This window comes from Bradyrhizobium symbiodeficiens (genome assembly GCF_002266465.3).
In the GTDB taxonomy this organism is placed as follows: domain Bacteria; phylum Pseudomonadota; class Alphaproteobacteria; order Rhizobiales; family Xanthobacteraceae; genus Bradyrhizobium; species Bradyrhizobium symbiodeficiens.
In genome coordinates this window covers 6,397,232-6,414,196 of record NZ_CP029427.2, presented here as the reverse complement: position 1 = coordinate 6,414,196, position 16,965 = coordinate 6,397,232, and the positions used below count along the sequence as shown (strand labels likewise).

Here is a 16,965-nt window from a genome sequence, read left to right as displayed (position 1 = left end):
GAAGGCAAAGCAAGTGTTTAACGCGGGGTGGAGCAGCCCGGTAGCTCGTCAGGCTCATAACCTGAAGGTCATAGGTTCAAATCCTATCCCCGCAACCAAATTCGGATTTTACCGGATCCGATACGAAAATGGCCCGCATCGCGCGGGCCATTTCTGTTTCGGGGGAATGTGCGGGCAGGGTCGTCGCGGCGCCGCTCCATCCTGAGACCGTTTGCGGCCATACCCGACGACGTCAGCGCGCGGGAGCTCCGAAAGCTTCGGCGGGCCAAGCATTGGTCGAATGCTTTCAGGCAAGCGCTGTCTGGTCCTGCCAGCCTCGTCAGATCGATTTCGCGCGCCAGCGCCAATCCCCACGCTTCGGCATCTTCTCTTTCTCGAAATGCCCTTGTTGCGAATTCGAACGCGCCAGCTTCTCCACGGCAGCCTGACAATGGATCATCCCTGTCCTTTTTCAGGGATCGTTGGATCTCGAAAATATCGAAGAGATCGCTTCCTGCTGCGCATCGATTTGCAGAGCTCTGCGCGCAAAAAGACCTGCTTGGTTCAGGCATTGCCAGGGCCGGCTCGGGTTGAATTGTGGTGACCCCCGCGGTATTTCCCAGACCGGAAGCACGTTCCTCCAAGAAGGCAGCAAGTTTGCAGATCTCGCCAAGTCGCTTTTCCGTGGCTCCCATGATGGATTGGACCGACCGCCATTGTCGGGTGTTCCACCGTCACCTGTCCCGGTCGGCGTTGCTCTATACGGAAATGCTCACGACCGGCGCCGTCATTCATGGCGATCGGGAACGGCTGCTTGGGTTCGACCAGATCGAGCACCCGGTCGCGTTGCAGCTTGGCGGCTCGAATCCCGGCGACCTCGCGGAGGCAGCGCGGATCGGCGAGGGCTTCGGCTATGACGAGATCAATCTCAATGTCGGCTGTCCGTCCGATCGGGTGAAGGACGGTCGCTTCGGTGCCTGCCTGATGGCGGAGCCGCAATTGGTGGCCGAGGGCGTCGCCGCGATGAAACGGGCGGTCGCCATTCCCGTTACGGTGAAATGCCGCATCGGGATCGACGACCAGGATCCTGAAGTCGCGCTCGATACGCTGGCGCGGGCAGTGGTCGCCGCGGGTTGCGATGCGCTGATCGTGCATGCGCGGAAGGCCTGGCTCAACGGCCTGTCACCGAAAGAGAACCGTGACATCCCGCCGCTCGACTATGACCGCGTCTATCGTCTCAAGCGCGCAATGCCGGACGTGCCCATCATCATCAATGGCGGCATCTTGAGCATCGACGAGGCGAGAGGGCATCTTGCGCATGTCGACGGCGTGATGCTGGGCCGCGCGGCATATCAGGAGCCGTGGCGGTTACTCTCGGTGGATGCCGACATCTTCGGCGAGGTGCCGCCTCACGAAACCATGCAGGATGCGCTCGAGGCGATGATACCCTATGTCGAGCGGCAGCTTTCACGCGGCACGCGGTTGCACGCGATCACGCGGCATTTCGTCGGCGCATTCCACGCAGTCCCTGGCGCGCGATCGTTCCGCCGACATCTTGCCGAGCAAGGGACACTGCGGGGGGCAGACATTAGCGTATTGAGAGATGCGATCGGTAAGCTGGCGTTCACGCAGGCTGCTTAATGCGTCGTCCGTGGCCTGGAAAACTTCGCGCTTCGCCTGTTGTAACCTTTTCGCGATAACAGCCTGACCGATCTCCCGGGCCGCGCGCCCATGCGCGCGCGGCGGCAACGGACCGTTTCCTTTCACCTCGGCGAAGCAGGCGCCTAGGTCGAAGGCATTCGCTTCCGGGGGCTGGGATGGTGGATCAATCCTTGTACGGACAGACCATCGTCAGATAGAGCAGCGTCGGCTTGTCCGAGCCCTTCTTGTATTCCCACTCCAGCCGGATCTCGTGCCGGTGGGCATAGGCGTCGCTCGGCGCGTGGACGATGATGTTGGTCTTCATCGGGATCGGCGGCTCGGAGTTGAAGCATTTCCGGACGCAGGCATCGAGCAGATCGCACCGCGTCAGGGGAATCACGCCTGCCTCGTCCCTGGACAGCGGGACCGTGTTCGGCTGGGTGCTGAGGTCGAGGCGGGCCCGGCCCTTTTCCTTGTGCCAGTACCTGGCGCTTCCCTGTGGCCATCTCGATGGCGGGTTCAAGATCAAATGGTACTGGCCGTATTCCAGGGTCGGCAGGTCGATGTCATCGGACGCCTTCAGCTTGGCGACGCTCTTTTTCATGTTCGCCAGGGGATAATAATTGGCGTTCATCAAGTCTCGAAATGCCTTGCCGCTATATGGCTTTCCGCCCATCGTCTTGTCCTTCGATACGATCTAATCAATCAGGGAATCGTGCAGCCCAGCAAAAGCTCTTCGGCCGTTATGAAAGCCTCGGCGCCCGACCAACGCGCGGCCCCATTTTCGCGCGACGCAAAGCTACCACCCGAAAATGCATTTCGTCCAGAGAGCCACCTTGGACGACACAGCTATGTTTCGCGGCAAGTTCGATTGCCATGCATGTCCCGATAGGTATTCTACGCTAGGCTCCGCCGCGAGCACCGGTCGGCATGGGATGCCGTCGTGACTTTTGAAGGCTCCGGAATGCATTGTGTCGCATGTCAGGCGACGATCGACCCGAGCGATAGCTGGTGCGCGAAATGCGGGCTGGCCGTGCGACGTTCCGATCCCGATAGCGAACGCCGGTTCGTCACCATTCTTCGTGCCGACGTCATAGATTCGACCGGGCTGGTGGCCGAGCTGGAGCCGGAGGAGGCGATCTCGCGCCTTGAGCCGGCCCTGGCCGCGATGAGAGGGGCGGTGCGTCAGTTCGGGGGCATTGTCAGCAAGGAGCTCGGTGATGGGATCGCCGCGGTGTTCGGCGCTCCCATCGCGGACGACAACCATGCCCCGCTGGCCTGCCATGCGGCGCTCGAACTCGTCCGGCGCGTCGGGAGCCTCGGCGATTCCGGCCTGCAGGTGCGGGTTGGCCTCCATTCCGGACATGTCGTCGCCTACATGGTCGCCAGCGAATTTTCCAAGGTCTACGAGATCGGCGGGGCCGCCCAGCATCTGGCAGCGCGGCTGGAATCGGCGGCGGAAGCGAATCAGATCTATGTGTCGGAAGCCTGCCAGAAGCTCGCGGATGGGCATGTCCGGTTTGAATTCCTGGGCGGCAGGACCCTGCGTGGCTTCAACCAGCCCCTGCCGGTCTATCGAATCGTCGGCGCCAGCGATCTTTCGAGTTGGCGGGTGCGGCGCGCGCGCAGCGTTTCACGGTTCGTCGATCGTGTCACAGAGCGCGCGCTGCTCAGCCGCGCCGCAGGAAGTGTGGGTGTCAGCCGTCAGACGGTTCTGCTGCTGGGTGATGCGGGCATCGGCAAGTCGCGGCTGGCGCACGAGTTCGCCCAGGAACGCAAGGCCGATGGCTGGCGCCTGGTCGATGCCGAATGCAGCCCGAACCTCCAGGGCGCTCCGTTCAGTACGCTGAAGCGCCTCTTGCTCTCGTTGCTGGAGGCGGCCGGGAAGGATCCGGATGGCTCCGGGGACCCGCGAAGCGGTCTGCCGCCGATCCAGCAAAGCGCCCTCGACGCCGTGCTGGACCTGCCGATCTCGGAGCCTGAGTGGAATGAGCTGGAGCCTCACGCACGGGGGCGCGCGATTTCCGATGCGAGCTGCGCCGTCGTCGAGGGCCTCGCTCGCCGTCAGCGAGCGGTCCTTTTGCTCGAGGACCTGCATTGGATCGACCGGGCCAGCGATACGGTCGTGGCCGCGATTGCTTCGTTGCAGGCGCCCGGTCTTCTCGTGCTCCTCACCTCCAGGCCGAACGGAATGCCGGTGTGGATCGCGCGCTGCCGCGCCGAAATCGTGGCGATGCGGCCCCTCGATGACGATTCGGGGCTGGCTATGCTGGCAGACATGCTCGGTCCCTCTACCGCGAACGACGATCTCAAGAGCCGGATCATTTCGCACACGGCCAATGTCCCTCTGTTCATCGAGGAGGTCTGCCGCGGGCTGAGGGATAGTGGAACGCTTCGCGGCCAATGGGGCGATCTCGCGCTCATGCGTCCCATCGACGAGCTCGGCATCCCCTCGAGCATCCAGGGCGTGATCGCAGCACGCCTCGATCGCGTGTCGCGGCAGGAACGTTCCGTCTTGCAGATCGCGGCAGCGCTTGGGCCGCGATCGAGCGTAGCCATGCTGCGCAAGCTCGTCGAGTTTCCCGTGGGTAGCGTCGAGGATTGCCTTGCCGCGCTCGATCGCGCCGAGCTGCTGGTCAGGATCGACAGCGAATTGGGCGATGAACTCGAATTTCGGCACGAGATGGTTCGCCAGGTCACATACGACTCGATGGTCGAAAAGGTGCGCGAGGAGATTCATACACGCATTCTCGGGACGCTGGAGAGCGACGAAACCCGCGCGGATGAGCCCGATACGCTGTGCTATCACGCGGTGCGCGCCAAGGATTGGCACAAGGCCTTTGTCCACGGCAGGAGTGCCGGACGAAAATGTTTGAGCCGGTCGGCATTTGCGGACGCGGCCAACTATTTCGAGATCGCGATGGGCTCGCTCGACAAGACGCCGATGAGGGTGCCGCGGGAGGCCGACGCGATCGATCTGCGGATGGAGGCGCGCTCGGCGTTCATCGCGTCCGGTCAGGTCGCCGAGTGGCTGGACCTGGGAAAGGAGGCCGAACGGCGGGCCGACGCGATCGATGACATCGGACGCAAGGTCGCCGCGATGACGGTCAGGGCCGGCGCGAAGAACTTCTATGGAGCGCCGGTCGAAGCGGTCGCGGTCAATGAAGAGGTCGTCCGCCTCGCGGAAGGGTGGGGCAATCTGGGTTGGCTCAATCTCGCAAGATATGGTCTCGGGCAAGCCTATTTCCTTGCCGGCCGTTACCACGAAGCAGAGCGGACGGTGGCATTGGCGCACGCTCAATTGGCGGGACCGGAAGCCAGCGCTCCGATCGGGACGACTCCAAGGTATTTGCTTCTCCTCTGCTGCATGATGAAGAGCTTTACCCACACGGTCATGGGCGAGTTCGATGCCGCCGAGCAGCTCCAGCGCGAGGCCGCCGCGATCGCCGCAGAGACCAATCGCCCGTATGATCTTGCGGGAGCCGCCTATAGCGGCGGCTGGCTGATGCTCGGCCGGGGCGATGCGGCGGCCGCCGCCGCCATTCTCGAGGACGGTTTTGTGCTGGCGCAGAAGCACGGCATCCGCCTGTTCGTGCCGGTGCTCGCCTGTCACCTCGGCATGGCCTATCTGGAGCAGGGGCTGTTCGACCGGGCGCGCGGCGTGCTGGCCGAGGCGCGCGAGGAGGCCAAGGCGGTCGGCTATACCTCGGCGGTACTGCGCAGCTCGATCTATCTTGCGCTCGCGACCTGCCGCCTCGGCGACGTCAGGGCCGCGCAGAACATGCTGCGCGAGGCCCGCAACACCGCCCGCCAGCAGGGGTTTTCGGGCCTCGAGGCCGAGGCCCTGTTCGGCGAGGCCGTCGTGACGCCGGCCTCCAGTGCGGAGAGCAGGGCGGCCATTCTCGCGTCCCTGCGCGCCGCCATCGCGATCGCCTCCGAGAGCGGCGCGCGGCCGCTCCAGCGCAAGGCCGAGGCGATGCTGACCGAGGTGCTCGGCCAGGGCAGCGAGCTTATCTGACGCCGCGTCCGATCGGGTCTGCACTGCGCCGCCGCGGACCGAACCGTCGGCCCAAAGTGCCCAAAATGCCGAATAAATCTCATAGGCGGCACAAAGGGTTAGCTACTGTGCATGGGGTTGTTTTCGAGATTTTTGGTCAGGCCCGTCGCCGGGCGGCTGCGAGAGGCAGCCTCGCACACCGCAGTGACGAAGCCCTTGCACCGAAGCCGAGGTCGGCTACCGTCGGTGCTAGCCGCAGGGCCAGATGACTTTTGATCTGCATTTTTTAGCATCGCATTTTGCCGGCGCCGCCATGGCGCGACGCCCACCGGACGAGGCGGGGTCATGATCATGCGGGACCAGTCAGCTTTGTTGGCGCCGGTCGAGCGCGATCTCAGGCTCGATCTCTTCCGCGGCATCGGCCTTTGGATGATCTTCCTCGACCACATCCCGCACGACGTCGTGGCCTGGCTGACGCTGCGCAATTACGGCTTCAGCGATGCCGCCGAATTCTTCGTCTTCATCTCCGGCTATCTGGTCGGCTGGATCTACGGCCCGATCGTTGCCGGCGGCTGGCTTCTCGCCGCGATGAAGCGGCTGTGGCGGCGGGCGACCGAGTTGTATGTCGCGCACATCATGCTGTTCCTGCTGTTCACCGCGCAGATCGCCCGCACCACGCGCCGCTTCGACAATCCGATGTACCAGCACGAGTTCAACGTGTTCAACTTCCTGTCACATCCGGACGAACTGATCGGGCAGGCGATCCTGCTGAAATACAAGCCGGTCAATCTCGACGTGCTGCCGCTCTACATCATGCTGGTGCTCGTCTCGCCCTTCATGATCTGGTGCCTGGTGCGCCGGCCGAACCTGACGCTCGCCGCCTCCGTCGTGCTCTACGTGCTGTCGCGCTGGTTCAACTGGAACATCGCTTCCTATCCGCCCGGCACGACCTGGTACTTCAACCCGTTCTGCTGGCAGCTGATGTTCGTGTTCGCGGCATGGTGCGGCGTCGGCCAGATCGACAAGGTCGCCAGATGGGTGTGGTCCAGGGCGGCGATGGGGCTGGCCGCGGCCTGGCTGGTGTTCGCGCTGCTGATCGTGATGACCTGGCACGTCCCCGCGCTCGAGGCGCTGATCCCGAAATGGATGATCAAGGCGATCTACCCGATCGACAAGACCGACCTCGACATGCTGCGCTTCACGCACTTCCTGGCGCTGGCGATCTGGGTGACCCATTTCATCTCGCGCAAATGGCGGGTGCTGCACGGGGCCTGGCTGCGGCCCGTCATCCTCTGCGGCCAGCATTCGCTGCCGATCTTCTGCCTCGGCGTGTTCCTGTCGTTCTCGGCGCACTGGATCCTGACGCAATACACCAAGGGCGTCTGGGAGCAGCTCGCCGTCTCCCTCGTCGGCATCGCCATCATGATCGGCGCGGCCTGGCTGCTCGACCGCGCCAAGCGCGTGCCGGACCTGTTCGTGAAGGTGACCGAGGTCGAGGAGCCGGAGATCGTCGAGAGCGCGCAGGCCGCGACCGCCGGCGCGGCTCCCGCGAACCGCTGAAGCATCGTCCGCATGTCCTGGAGAGCCCCATGTCCAAACGCTTGTTGACGATCGCCGGCACGCTCCTGTTTTTCGTCTGCGGTGCGTCGGCACAGGCGCCGTCGCCGGAGGCGATGAGCGCGGCGCGCAAGCTCGTCGTCACCTTGAAGGTCGCCGATCAGTACCGCGTATTGCTGCCGCAGCTTCTGCTCAAGCTTCGGCCCGTGGTTGCGCAGGACAGGCCGGAGATCGAGCGCGACTACGATGCGGTGACGGCACCCGGCTCCGGGATCTATGCTCCGTTCGTGGCGTCCATGGTCGAGCGGATCGCGGTGGTCTATGCCCAAAGCTTCAGCGTGGACGAGCTGCGCCAGATCGACGCCTTCTACGCCCAGCCGGCCGGGAAGAAGCTTTTGGAGAAGTCGGACGCGCTGGCGCAGGCGAGTGCGCAGATCGGCCAGGACGTCAGCCAGAAGGCCGCCGACGAACTGAAGCAACGCCTGATCGAGGCGCTGCGCCAGAAGGGGCACAAGCTCTAAAGCCGAGGCCTAAGCCAGGAACGCGCGGAAGCGCCGCAGCGCGATCACGAAGAAGACGCCGCCGATCACGGCGAGCGCGACCAGTTGGGGCCACACCGCCTCCAGGCCCGCGCCGCGGAACAGGATTGCCTGCGCGAGCATCACGAAATGCGTGTTGGGCGCCGCCAGCATGATGTCCTGGACGAATTGCGGCATGCTCTCCCGCGGCGTCATGCTGCCTGACAGGGTCTGCAGCGGCAGCAGGGTCATCATCAGGAGCAGTCCGAACTGCGGCATCGACCCCGCGACGGTCGCGAGGAAGATGCCCATGCTGGTGGTCGCGAACAGCTGCAGCGCCGCCCCGAGCAGAAACAGTGCGACCGAGCCGTCGATTGTGACCGCCAGCCACCCCTTGACCACGAAGACGATGGAGAACGCGGAGGCCGCCAGCACCACGAGCCCCATCGACCACACCTTGCTGACCATGATCTCCAGCGGCGTGACCGGCATCACCAGCAAATGCTCGATCGTGCCGTGCTCGCGCTCGCGGATCAGCGCCGCGCCGGTCAGGATGATCGAGAGCATGGTGATCGAGTTGATGAGTTCATCGACGGCACCGAACCAGGATTTCTTCAGCTCCGGGTTGAAGCGTGCCCGCAGCGCCAGCTCGATTGGGGGCGACTGTGCATTGCGGGTGCGCGCCAGGAATTCGGCAATTTCTGCGCTGACGATCTGCTCGATATAACCGCCGCCGTTGAACGCCTGTGAGATCCGCGTTGCGTCGATGTTGAGCTGAATAGCTGGCGACTTCCGTGCCAGAAGGTCGCGCTGGAAGTCTGGAGGGATATTCAGCGCAAAGGTGTCGAGGCCCGCGTCCATCCGCTGGTCCATCTCATATTGCGAGATCAGGCGCGGTTGGGAAAAGTAGGGCGGCGTGAATGCCAGTTCGATGCGGCGCGACACTGGCGAACGATCTTCGTCGACGATGGCGATTGCAGCGCGGTTCAGGGTTTCCGGCAGCGCCTTGGCCCCGGCATAGATCGCCAGCGTGAAGGAATAGACGATGAGCACGAGCAGCATGGGGTCGCGCACCACGCCGCGCAATTCCTTTACACCGAGCTGAAAGACGTTGTCCAAGCGCATGGTCACCGGGCCTGTTTCTTCAGCAGCATCGCCCCCACCGTCATCAGAATGGGTACCATGACGGCGAGTGCCAGCAGATCGCTATGGAGGTCCTCGAAGCCGAGGCCCTTGGAGAAGGTGCCGCGCGAGATCGTGACGAAATAGGTTGTGGGATAAAGCTTCCCGATCACAGCCCCGAGCCCCTGGAGCGACGAGACCGGATCGATCAGGCCGGAATACTGGATGGCCGGAATCAATGTGATCAGGACCGTGCCGAACAGCGCGGAGATCTGGCTTTTCATGAAGGCCGAGATCACCAATCCCATGCCAGTCGTCGCCGTGACGTAGAGCAGCGCCGCGAGGGCATAGGTCGCAAAGCTCCCGGTGAACGGCACGCGGAAGACGACGAGGGCAAAGCCGACGAGAAGGAGGAAGTTTCCGAACGCCAGCACGACATAGGGCAGCTGCGTGCCGAGCAGGAATTCCAGCCGCGTCACCGGCGTCACGTAGAAGTTGACGATCGAGCCGAGCTCCTTCTCGCGAACCACCGCCAGCGCGGCGAGCACGGCAGGGATCATGACCAGCAGCAGCGGGATGATGCCCGGCGCCATGGCGACGACGCTGATGACATCAGGGTTGTAGCGGTAGCGCAGCTGGAGCTGGTAGGAGCCGGCGATCGCCGCCTCGCCATAGAGCTCGCGGCCCTTTTGCGCGAGCCAGGTGGCGTGGATCGCCTGGGCGTAGGAGCGCAGCGTTTCAGCCCGCGTCGGATTGGCGCCGTCGACCCAGGCGCCGATCTCGACATGGCGGCCACGGCTGACGTCGCGGCCGAAGCCGGGCGGCAGCTCGATGGCGAGGCCGATCTCGCCGGCGCGCATCCGGCGGTCGAGATCGGCATAGTCGATGATCGGGGATTTCTCGGTGAAATAGCGCGAGCCCGCGATCTGGAGGCTGTAGTCGCGGCTGATCGCGCTGTCGTCGCGGTCGAGCACGGCGAAGGTCAGGTTCTCGACGTCCATGCTGATGCCGTAGCCGAGCACGAACAGCAGCAGCACGCTGCCGAGGATCGCGAGCGTGGCGCGGATCGGATCTCGCCGCAGCTCGAGTGCTTCGCGCCGGGAATAGGCGAGCATGCGCGTCGGATTGAATGTCGTGCCGCGCTTGCGTGGCGGCTCCGCCGTCGCGGCCGGTAGGGGCGAAGCGATCGAAGGCTGGCCGGCCGGTTCCGACGTGTCCGCAATCGCCTCTTCCAGGCAGGCGATGAAGGCCTGCTCCAGCGTCGCAGTGCCGCGCGCGGCCACGATCGCCGCGGGCGTGTCCGACGTCAAGACCTTGCCCGCATGCATCAGCGAGACCCGGTCGCAGCGTTCGGCCTCGTTCATGAAGTGGGTCGAGACGAAGATGGTGACGTTGTCCTTGCGCGAGAGTTCGGCGAGGATCTGCCAGAAGCGGTCGCGGGCGACCGGATCCACGCCCGAAGTCGGTTCGTCGAGGATGAGGATGTCGGGCGCATGGATCATGGCGACCGCCAGCGACAATCGCTGCCGCAGCCCGAGCGGCAGGGCATCGGGCAGGGCGTCGACGACGCCGGCAAGATCGAACCGGGCGACCATCTCGTCGATGCGCGCGGCGATGGTTTCCGCCGGAAGCTCGAACAACCGCGCGTGCAGGTCTAGATTTTGTGCGACCGTGAGCTCCGAATAGAGCGAGAAGCCCTGCGACATGTAGCCGATGCGCCGCCGCACCGACATGTCGCGGGCATCGATGGTGTTGCCGAACAGCCGCGCGGTGCCCTCACTGACCGGCAACAGGCCGGTGAGCATCTTCATGGTTGTGGTTTTGCCGCACCCGTTCGAGCCGAGGAAGCCGAAGATCTCGCCCTTCCTGATCCGAAAGCTGACGTCGTCGACGGCGACGAACCCGTTGAACCGTCGGGTCAGGTGGTCGGCCTCGATCGCGATCTCATCGTGGTCGTCGCTCCGCGGCGGGATCACGACAGCGGTATGGTTGCTGCGATCCGCGTCGGGCAAGAGGCGGATGAAGGCCTCATCGAGCGTATCGGCTCCGGTCTGCCGCTTGAGCTCGGCGGGCGTTCCGGTCGCCAGCACGCGGCCGGCGTTCATCGCGATCAGGACGTCGAACTGCGCGGCCTCTTCCATGTAGGCGGTCGAGACGATCACGCTCATGCCGGGCCGCCCTTGCCGGATCGAGGCGATCAATTCCCAGAACTGGCGGCGCGACAGCGGATCGACGCCGGTGGTCGGCTCGTCCAGGATCAGGAGTTCGGGATCGTGGATCAGCGCGCAGCACAGGCCGACCTTCTGCTTCATGCCTCCGGAGAGATTTGCCGCCGGCCGGTCGGCGAAGGGCGTCAGCCCGGTGTCGCGCAGCAGGCCGGCGATCCGCCTGTTCCGCTCGGCCTTGCCGTGTCCGAACAGGCGGCCGAAGAAGTCGATGTTCTCGAACACCGACAGTGTCGGATACAGATTCCTGCCGAGGCCCTGCGGCATGTAGGCGATGTCGGGGCACACGTTGCGGCGGTGGCGCGCGCTCGCCATATCGCCGCCGAGGACATTGACGTGCCCCTGCTGGATCGCGCGGGCCCCGGCGATCAGCGAAAGCAGGCTGGATTTGCCGACGCCGTCGGGGCCGATCAGTCCGACCATGCAGCCGGACGGCAGGTCGAGGGTGATGTCATCGAGCGCCCGGGCCTTGCCATAGCTCAGGCCTACGCCTTCCAGATGCACCACGCTGCCGGCGGCAGCCGATGCATCGGTTGTGGCGGTCGCGTTCATCGGGTCAGCTTGATCTTGAGATTGTCGGGCCATTGCGCGGCCGGATCGAGCTGCACATAGGCCATGCCGGGCAGGCCGGTCTTCACATGCTCGATGTGCTGCCGCAGCAGCTCGGGTGCGATATGCGCCTTGATCCGGAACATCAGCTTCTGCCGCTCCTCCTCGGTCTCGACGGTCTTGGGCGTGAATTGCGCGACGTCGGCGACGAAGGTGGCCTTGGCGGGGATCACATATTGCGGGATGGCGTCGAGCACGAGGCGGACCTCGGCGCCGATCGCGACACGCCCGGCATCGGCCGTCGGCAGGAAGAACGTCATGTAGACGTCGCCGAGATCGACCATGTTGAGGACGCGGCCGCCGGCGGCGAGCACCTCGCCGGGCTGCGATACGCGATATTGTACCCGGCCGTCGCGCGGCGCCTTCAGCACGCTGTCATTGAGGTCGGCGTTGATGCTTTCGATCGCGGCCTTCGCGGCGTCGACTGCAGCGCCGGCATCGATCACCATGGCGCGGGAGGAGCTGATCGCGGCTTCCGATGCGGCGACCTGGGCGTGGGACGCGGCAAGCGCCGCCTTCGCCGTGGCGTTAGCGGAGCGATCGTCGTCGAGGACCTGCTGCGACACCGCGCTCGTCTTGATCAATTGTTCGGAGCGATCGAGCTTGCGGCTCGTGGTGTCGAGTTGGGCGATGCGCTGGTCGACCACGGCCTCGGCGGCCTTGCGTTCGGCTTCGCGCTGGTTCACCAGGCTCTTCGCGGTCTCGACATTGATGGACGCGCGCTGGAGCTGCGCCTCGGCCTGGCGGCGCTGGGCCTGCAATTGCTCGGTGTCCATGCGCGCCAGAACCTGGCCCACACGCACGAAGTCGCCTTCGTTGACCAGGATCTCGCGAATCCGTCCCGGCGTCTTGGTGGCGATGTCGATCTCGACCGCTTCGATCCGGCCGTTGCCGCGGGCGAAGCCTGCCGGCAGCGTGTTGGTATCGCGGTGCTGCCAATAGTAATAGCCGCCGCCCGCAACGAGGACGGCGATCGCGGCGATGACGCGACCCGGAGTGAAGTTCATCTGTTCAAAACGCCGTGAAGCGGCGCCCATTGTTGAGATACGAACGCCCGGCCGCTGATCGCGGGAGGGCGGCCTCAACATTGCAGCGAATTCCGCATCGCAACTTGATGCAGATCAGCCCGCGGCGTGAGGCGTCCTGCCTCTATTTTGGGCCTGCGCTGATGACCGCTCGTCCGCTTGAGCGGACGAGCGAAAGTCGCTGAACGGATTACTGTCGGCTCGATTCGGGCCGTCTCACTTCACCAACGGGCAGCCGCCGTCCTTCAGCGGGCGGAACGCCTGGTCGGCGGGAACTTCGGCGAGCAGCTTGTAATAATCCCACGGCCCCTTCGATTCTTCCGGCTTCTTCACCTGGAACAGGTACATGCTGTGCACCATGCGGCCGTCCTCGCGCAGCACGCCGTTGTCGGTGAAGGCGTCCTTCACCGGCAGCTCGCGCATCTTCGCCATCACCGTCTTGGTGTCCCTGGTGCCCGAGGCCTGTACAGCCTTGAGGTAATGCAGCGTCGCGCTATAGGTGGCAGCCTGGTTCATCGTCGGCATGCGCTTGACGCGCTCGATGAAGCGCTTGCCGAAGGCACGGGTCTTGTCGTTGAGATCCCAGTAATAGGCCTCGGTGATGATCAGGCCCTGCGCGAGCTTCAAGCCCAGGCTGTGCACGTCGGAGATGAACATCACGATCGCCGCCAGGTTCTGGCCGCCGGCGACGATGCCGAACTCGCCGGCCTGCTTGATCGCGTTGATGGTGTCGCCGCCGCCGTTGGCGAGGCCGATGATCTTGGCCTTGGAAGCCTGCGCCTGCAGCAGGAAGGACGAGAAGTCCGCGGTGTTGAGCGGATGCTTGACGCTGCCCAGCACCTTGCCGCCCGCGGCCTTCACGACATCGCCGGTGTCGCGCTCGACCGAATGGCCGAACACGTAGTCGGCGGTCAGGAAGAACCAGGTGTCGCCGCCGTTCTTGACGATCGCGCTGCCGACGGTGTGCGCGTTGGCGTAGGTGTCGTAGGTCCAGTGCGCGGTGTAGGGCGAGCAGGATTTTCCGGTGATGTCGGAGCTCGCCGCGTCGGTCACGATCATGATCTTCTCGTACTGCTTCGACAGCTCCATCACCGCGAGCGCGGTCGCCGAGGTCGGCAGGTCGATGATCATGTCGACGCCCTCGGTCTCCCACCATTTGCGGGCGATGGTGGAGGCGACGTCGGGCTTGTTGAGCACGTCGGCGGAGACCATGTCGATCGGCTTGCCGAACATCTGCCCGCCGAAATCCTCGATCGCCATCTTGGTGGCCTCGACATTTCCCATGCCGCCGATATCGGAATAGACGGACGAGAAGTCGGAGAGTACGCCAATCTTGAGCGGCGCCTGCTGGGCCGAAGCCGAACCGACCGAGGACGTCAACAGCAATCCAATCGCAACGGCAACGCCCGCATTCCGGTACATGAACATTTCCCCCGTGAAATTATTATTTATGGCGCACAAACTTAGGTTCGCGCCGCCGAAGCGCCAAATCTTGCGTGATGGCGTCGGAGCGGGGCCGATTTGACGCGGCCTGTTGCGGCCATTACGCTTCGCGCAGATCCAAAAGGGCGCACATGTCGAGGCTGTCCAAGCCGGCATTTGCGTCGACAACAAATTCCAGGGGAACGGAAATGTCGAGCGATACCGCAGCCACCATCGCGAAGGCGCGCGAGCATTCGATCGGCGATCTCCTGCGCCGTTCTGCAAGCCGCGAACCGGACAAGCTTGCGGTGAGCTGCGGCAATGTCAGCTGGACCTTTGCCGAGATGGACGCGATCTGCAACCGGCTCGGTCGTGGTCTGCTTGGTCTCGGCGCCAAGAAGGGTGACCGCATTGCGGTGCTCTCGCGCAATTCGCATGCCTTTGCCGCGCTGCGGTTTGCGGTGGCGCGGATCGGCGCGGTGCTGGTGCCGATCAACTTCATGCTCAATCCGGACGAGATCAATTTCATCCTGAAGAGCTCCGGGGCAAGATTGCTCGCGACCGGCCCCGATTTCGTCGGGCCGGCGAGCGCAGCTAGCGCCAAGGATTGCGCGGTCGAGAAGATGATCTGGCTGCCGGGCGAGGATCCCGCGTCGGCGCCCGCGGGTCTCACCACCTTCGACGATCTGCTTGATGCCGACGGTTCGTCCCTCGAAGCGTCGGTCGACAGCCGCGATCTCGCCCAGATCGTCTACACCAGCGGCACGGAATCCCTGCCCAAGGGGGCGATGCTGACCCATGAGGCCGTGATGTGGCAGTATGTCAGCTGCATCATCGACGGCGGCATGAGCGTGGAGGACAAATTCCTGCACGCGCTGCCGCTCTATCACTGCGCCCAGCTCGACGTGTTCCTGGGGCCGCAGATCTATCTCGGTGCCTCCGGCGTGATCACGGGCAAGCCGACGGCCGACAACATTCTCGCGCTGATTCAGGCGCACAAGATCACGTCCTTCTTCGCGCCGCCGACGATCTGGATCGCGATGCTGCGCTCGCCGAATTTTGACAAGACCGATCTGTCCACGCTGCAGAAGGGGTATTACGGCGCCTCGATCATGCCGGTCGAGGTGCTGCTCGAACTGCAGCGTCGCTTGCCCGCCGTCAAGTTCTGGAACTTCTACGGCCAGACCGAGATCGCGCCGCTCGCGACCGTGCTACGGCCGGAGGACCAGCTGCGCAAGGCGGGCTCGGCGGGCAAGCCCGTGCTCAATGTCGAGACGCGCGTGGTCAACGCGTCGATGGAGGACATCAAGGTCGGCGAAGTCGGCGAGATCGTGCATCGTTCACCGCATCTATTGTCCGGCTATTACAACGACCCTGAAAAGACCGCGGCCGCGTTCGCCGGCGGGTGGTTTCATTCCGGCGATCTCGCCACCGTCGACGAAGAGGGCCACATCACCGTGGTCGATCGCGTCAAGGACATGATCAAGACCGGCGGCGAGAATGTTGCGAGCCGTGAGGTCGAGGAGATGGTCTACCGCATCCCTGCGGTCTCCGAGGTCGCCGTGGTCGGCCTGCCCGATCCGCGCTGGATCGAGGCGGTCACCGCCATCGTCGTGGTCAAAAGCGGTGAAAAGCTCGACGAAGAATCCGTCATCAGGCATTGCGCCGGCCAGATGGCGCATTTCAAGGTGCCCAAGCGCGTCATCTTCGTGGATGCCTTGCCGAAGAATCCGAGCGGCAAGCTGCTCAAGCGCGAGCTGCGCCAGCGCTTCGTCGGCGGTGAGACACTGGACAAGGCGGTGCAGAAGAGCTTTGGCACCTGAGACGGAGCGCTTCTCATGAAAGTCTGGCAGGTTGCGCGCGACTGGTCGATCGAAGGGATGGAACTGACTGATTTGCCGGAGCCTGCGCCCGGACCGGGTCAGGTCGCGGTGCGGATGAAGGCGGCATCGCTCAACTATCGCGATCTACTCACCATACATGGCAAGGGTGGCGTCTCCAGATTGCCGTTGATCCCGTTCTCCGACGGCGCCGGCGAGGTGGTCGCCGCCGGCGACGGCGTGACCCGGGTCGCGGTCGGCGATCGCGTCTGTCCGATGTTCTTCCAGTCCTGGATGGATGGGAAAGTTTCGGCGACCAGCCGTCGTTACGCGCTCGGCGGCACGCGGCCGGGCGTTCTGCAGCAGGTGATGGTGCTCGACGCCGAGGGCGTGAGCCGCATTCCTTCGCATCTGTCGTTCCAGGAGGCTGCGACGCTGCCTTGCGCGGGGCTCACGGCCTGGCGCGCGCTGTTCGAAGAATCAAAGGTACGGCCCGGCGACACCGTGTTGGTGCAAGGCACCGGTGGCGTGTCGATCTTCGCGCTGCAATTCGCCAAGCTCGCTGGCGCAAGCGTGATCGTGACGTCGTCGAGCGACGAGAAGCTCGAACGCGCCAGGGCGCTCGGTGCCGACCATACCATCAACTATCGTTCCGTGCCGGATTGGGGCAAGGCTGCAGCGGAGTGGACCGGCGGAGGGGTCGATCACGTCGTCGAGGTTGGCGGCAAGGACACTTTCGCGCAATCGCTCGAGGCGGCGCGGGTCGGGGGCACCATTCTCGTGATCGGCGTGCTCACGGGCGTCTCGCAGCAGATTGCAATCCCGACTCTGTTCGCCAAGAACCTGCATGTCGTTGGTCTCTCCGTCGGCAGCCGCCGCATGTTCGAGGGTATGAGTGCTGCAATCGGACGGAATGCGATGAGGCCCGTGATCGACCAGGTGTTCGCTTTCGAGGCGGTGCCCGAAGCGCTGCGCCTGATGCAGCAGGGTGGTCATTTCGGAAAGATCGTGGTGGAGTTTCCCTGAACGGAACTCGGAACATTGGAGCGC

Annotated in this window: 11 protein-coding genes and 1 tRNA gene; 7 read left to right on the top strand and 5 right to left on the bottom strand. The window is 64.3% G+C overall.

Annotated elements, in window-relative coordinates:
• Window positions 1-21: 21 nt before the first annotated feature.
• Together CIT39_RS30205 and dusA are read left to right on the top strand one after the other, a co-directional pair.
• Window positions 22-98 (top strand) — tRNA-Met (locus CIT39_RS30205).
• A 574-nt stretch (window positions 99-672) separates the two neighbouring features.
• The gene (gene dusA, locus CIT39_RS30200; protein WP_094976642.1) at window positions 673-1,620 is read left to right on the top strand and encodes a tRNA dihydrouridine(20/20a) synthase DusA; all 948 of its coding nucleotides are present in this window, start codon (window positions 673-675) and stop codon (window positions 1,618-1,620) included.
• 184 nt (window positions 1,621-1,804) lie between these two features.
• Here dusA and CIT39_RS30195 read toward each other — a convergent pair whose 3' ends face one another.
• The gene (locus CIT39_RS30195; RefSeq protein WP_094976643.1) at window positions 1,805-2,296 is read right to left on the bottom strand and encodes a hypothetical protein; all 492 of its coding nucleotides are present in this window, start codon (window positions 2,294-2,296) and stop codon (window positions 1,805-1,807) included.
• Window positions 2,297-2,584: 288 nt separating this feature from the next.
• Here CIT39_RS30195 and CIT39_RS30190 point away from each other — a divergent pair, with 288 nt between their 5' ends.
• From CIT39_RS30190 to CIT39_RS30180, 3 genes are all read left to right on the top strand, one after another.
• Window positions 2,585-5,638, top strand: coding sequence for an ATP-binding protein (locus CIT39_RS30190; protein WP_094976644.1), 3,054 nt, complete (start codon window positions 2,585-2,587; stop codon window positions 5,636-5,638).
• Between the two features lie 324 nt (window positions 5,639-5,962).
• Window positions 5,963-7,177 (top strand): OpgC domain-containing protein, encoded by a 1,215-nt coding sequence (locus CIT39_RS30185; protein ID WP_094976645.1) that lies wholly within the window; start codon window positions 5,963-5,965, stop codon window positions 7,175-7,177.
• 29 nt (window positions 7,178-7,206) lie between these two features.
• Window positions 7,207-7,695 carry a DUF2059 domain-containing protein gene (locus tag CIT39_RS30180; protein WP_094976646.1) on the top strand — a complete coding sequence of 163 codons (489 nt, stop codon included), beginning with the start codon at window positions 7,207-7,209 and terminating at the stop codon, window positions 7,693-7,695.
• Between the two features lie 9 nt (window positions 7,696-7,704).
• Here the strand turns inward: CIT39_RS30180 and CIT39_RS30175 are convergent, their stop codons facing one another.
• The 4 genes from CIT39_RS30175 to CIT39_RS30160 form a co-directional block, all read right to left on the bottom strand.
• Window positions 7,705-8,817, bottom strand: coding sequence for an ABC transporter permease (locus tag CIT39_RS30175; RefSeq protein WP_094976647.1), 1,113 nt, complete (start codon window positions 8,815-8,817; stop codon window positions 7,705-7,707).
• Window positions 8,818-8,819: 2 nt separating this feature from the next.
• Window positions 8,820-11,591, bottom strand: coding sequence for a ribosome-associated ATPase/putative transporter RbbA (gene rbbA, locus CIT39_RS30170; RefSeq protein ID WP_162848679.1), 2,772 nt, complete (start codon window positions 11,589-11,591; stop codon window positions 8,820-8,822).
• Window positions 11,588-12,655: an HlyD family secretion protein gene (locus tag CIT39_RS30165; protein ID WP_094976649.1), complete on the bottom strand. Its 1,068-nt coding sequence runs from the start codon at window positions 12,653-12,655 to the stop codon at window positions 11,588-11,590. The genes rbbA and CIT39_RS30165 overlap by 4 nt, the downstream gene beginning before the upstream one ends.
• 234 nt (window positions 12,656-12,889) lie before the next feature.
• Window positions 12,890-14,095, bottom strand: a complete 1,206-nt coding sequence (locus CIT39_RS30160; RefSeq protein WP_094977064.1) for an ABC transporter substrate-binding protein — start codon at window positions 14,093-14,095, stop codon at window positions 12,890-12,892.
• A 209-nt stretch (window positions 14,096-14,304) separates the two neighbouring features.
• On the opposite strand from CIT39_RS30160, the gene CIT39_RS30155 reads away from it, so the two are divergent.
• Both CIT39_RS30155 and CIT39_RS30150 read left to right on the top strand, forming a co-directional pair.
• On the top strand, window positions 14,305-15,918 hold the full coding sequence (locus CIT39_RS30155) for an acyl-CoA synthetase (protein WP_094976650.1): 1,614 nt from the start codon (window positions 14,305-14,307) through the stop codon (window positions 15,916-15,918).
• Between the two features lie 15 nt (window positions 15,919-15,933).
• Window positions 15,934-16,941 (top strand): zinc-dependent alcohol dehydrogenase family protein, encoded by a 1,008-nt coding sequence (locus CIT39_RS30150; protein ID WP_094976651.1) that lies wholly within the window; start codon window positions 15,934-15,936, stop codon window positions 16,939-16,941.
• The last annotated feature ends 24 nt before the right edge of the window (window positions 16,942-16,965 follow it).

What these genes read in the sequence shown, in the direction of transcription:
- dusA (WP_094976642.1), top strand. Translation starts at nt 673, where the DNA reads ATGATGGATTGGACCGACCGCCATTGTCGGGTGTTCCACCGTCACCTG.
- CIT39_RS30195 (WP_094976643.1), bottom strand. Translation starts at nt 2,296, where the DNA reads ATGGGCGGAAAGCCATATAGCGGCAAGGCATTTCGAGACTTGATGAAC.
- CIT39_RS30190 (WP_094976644.1), top strand. Translation starts at nt 2,585, where the DNA reads ATGCATTGTGTCGCATGTCAGGCGACGATCGACCCGAGCGATAGCTGG.
- CIT39_RS30185 (WP_094976645.1), top strand. Translation starts at nt 5,963, where the DNA reads ATGATCATGCGGGACCAGTCAGCTTTGTTGGCGCCGGTCGAGCGCGAT.
- CIT39_RS30180 (WP_094976646.1), top strand. Translation starts at nt 7,207, where the DNA reads ATGTCCAAACGCTTGTTGACGATCGCCGGCACGCTCCTGTTTTTCGTC.
- CIT39_RS30175 (WP_094976647.1), bottom strand. Translation starts at nt 8,817, where the DNA reads ATGCGCTTGGACAACGTCTTTCAGCTCGGTGTAAAGGAATTGCGCGGC.
- rbbA (WP_162848679.1), bottom strand. Translation starts at nt 11,591, where the DNA reads ATGAACGCGACCGCCACAACCGATGCATCGGCTGCCGCCGGCAGCGTG.
- CIT39_RS30165 (WP_094976649.1), bottom strand. Translation starts at nt 12,655, where the DNA reads ATGAACTTCACTCCGGGTCGCGTCATCGCCGCGATCGCCGTCCTCGTT.
- CIT39_RS30160 (WP_094977064.1), bottom strand. Translation starts at nt 14,095, where the DNA reads ATGTACCGGAATGCGGGCGTTGCCGTTGCGATTGGATTGCTGTTGACG.
- CIT39_RS30155 (WP_094976650.1), top strand. Translation starts at nt 14,305, where the DNA reads ATGTCGAGCGATACCGCAGCCACCATCGCGAAGGCGCGCGAGCATTCG.
- CIT39_RS30150 (WP_094976651.1), top strand. Translation starts at nt 15,934, where the DNA reads ATGAAAGTCTGGCAGGTTGCGCGCGACTGGTCGATCGAAGGGATGGAA.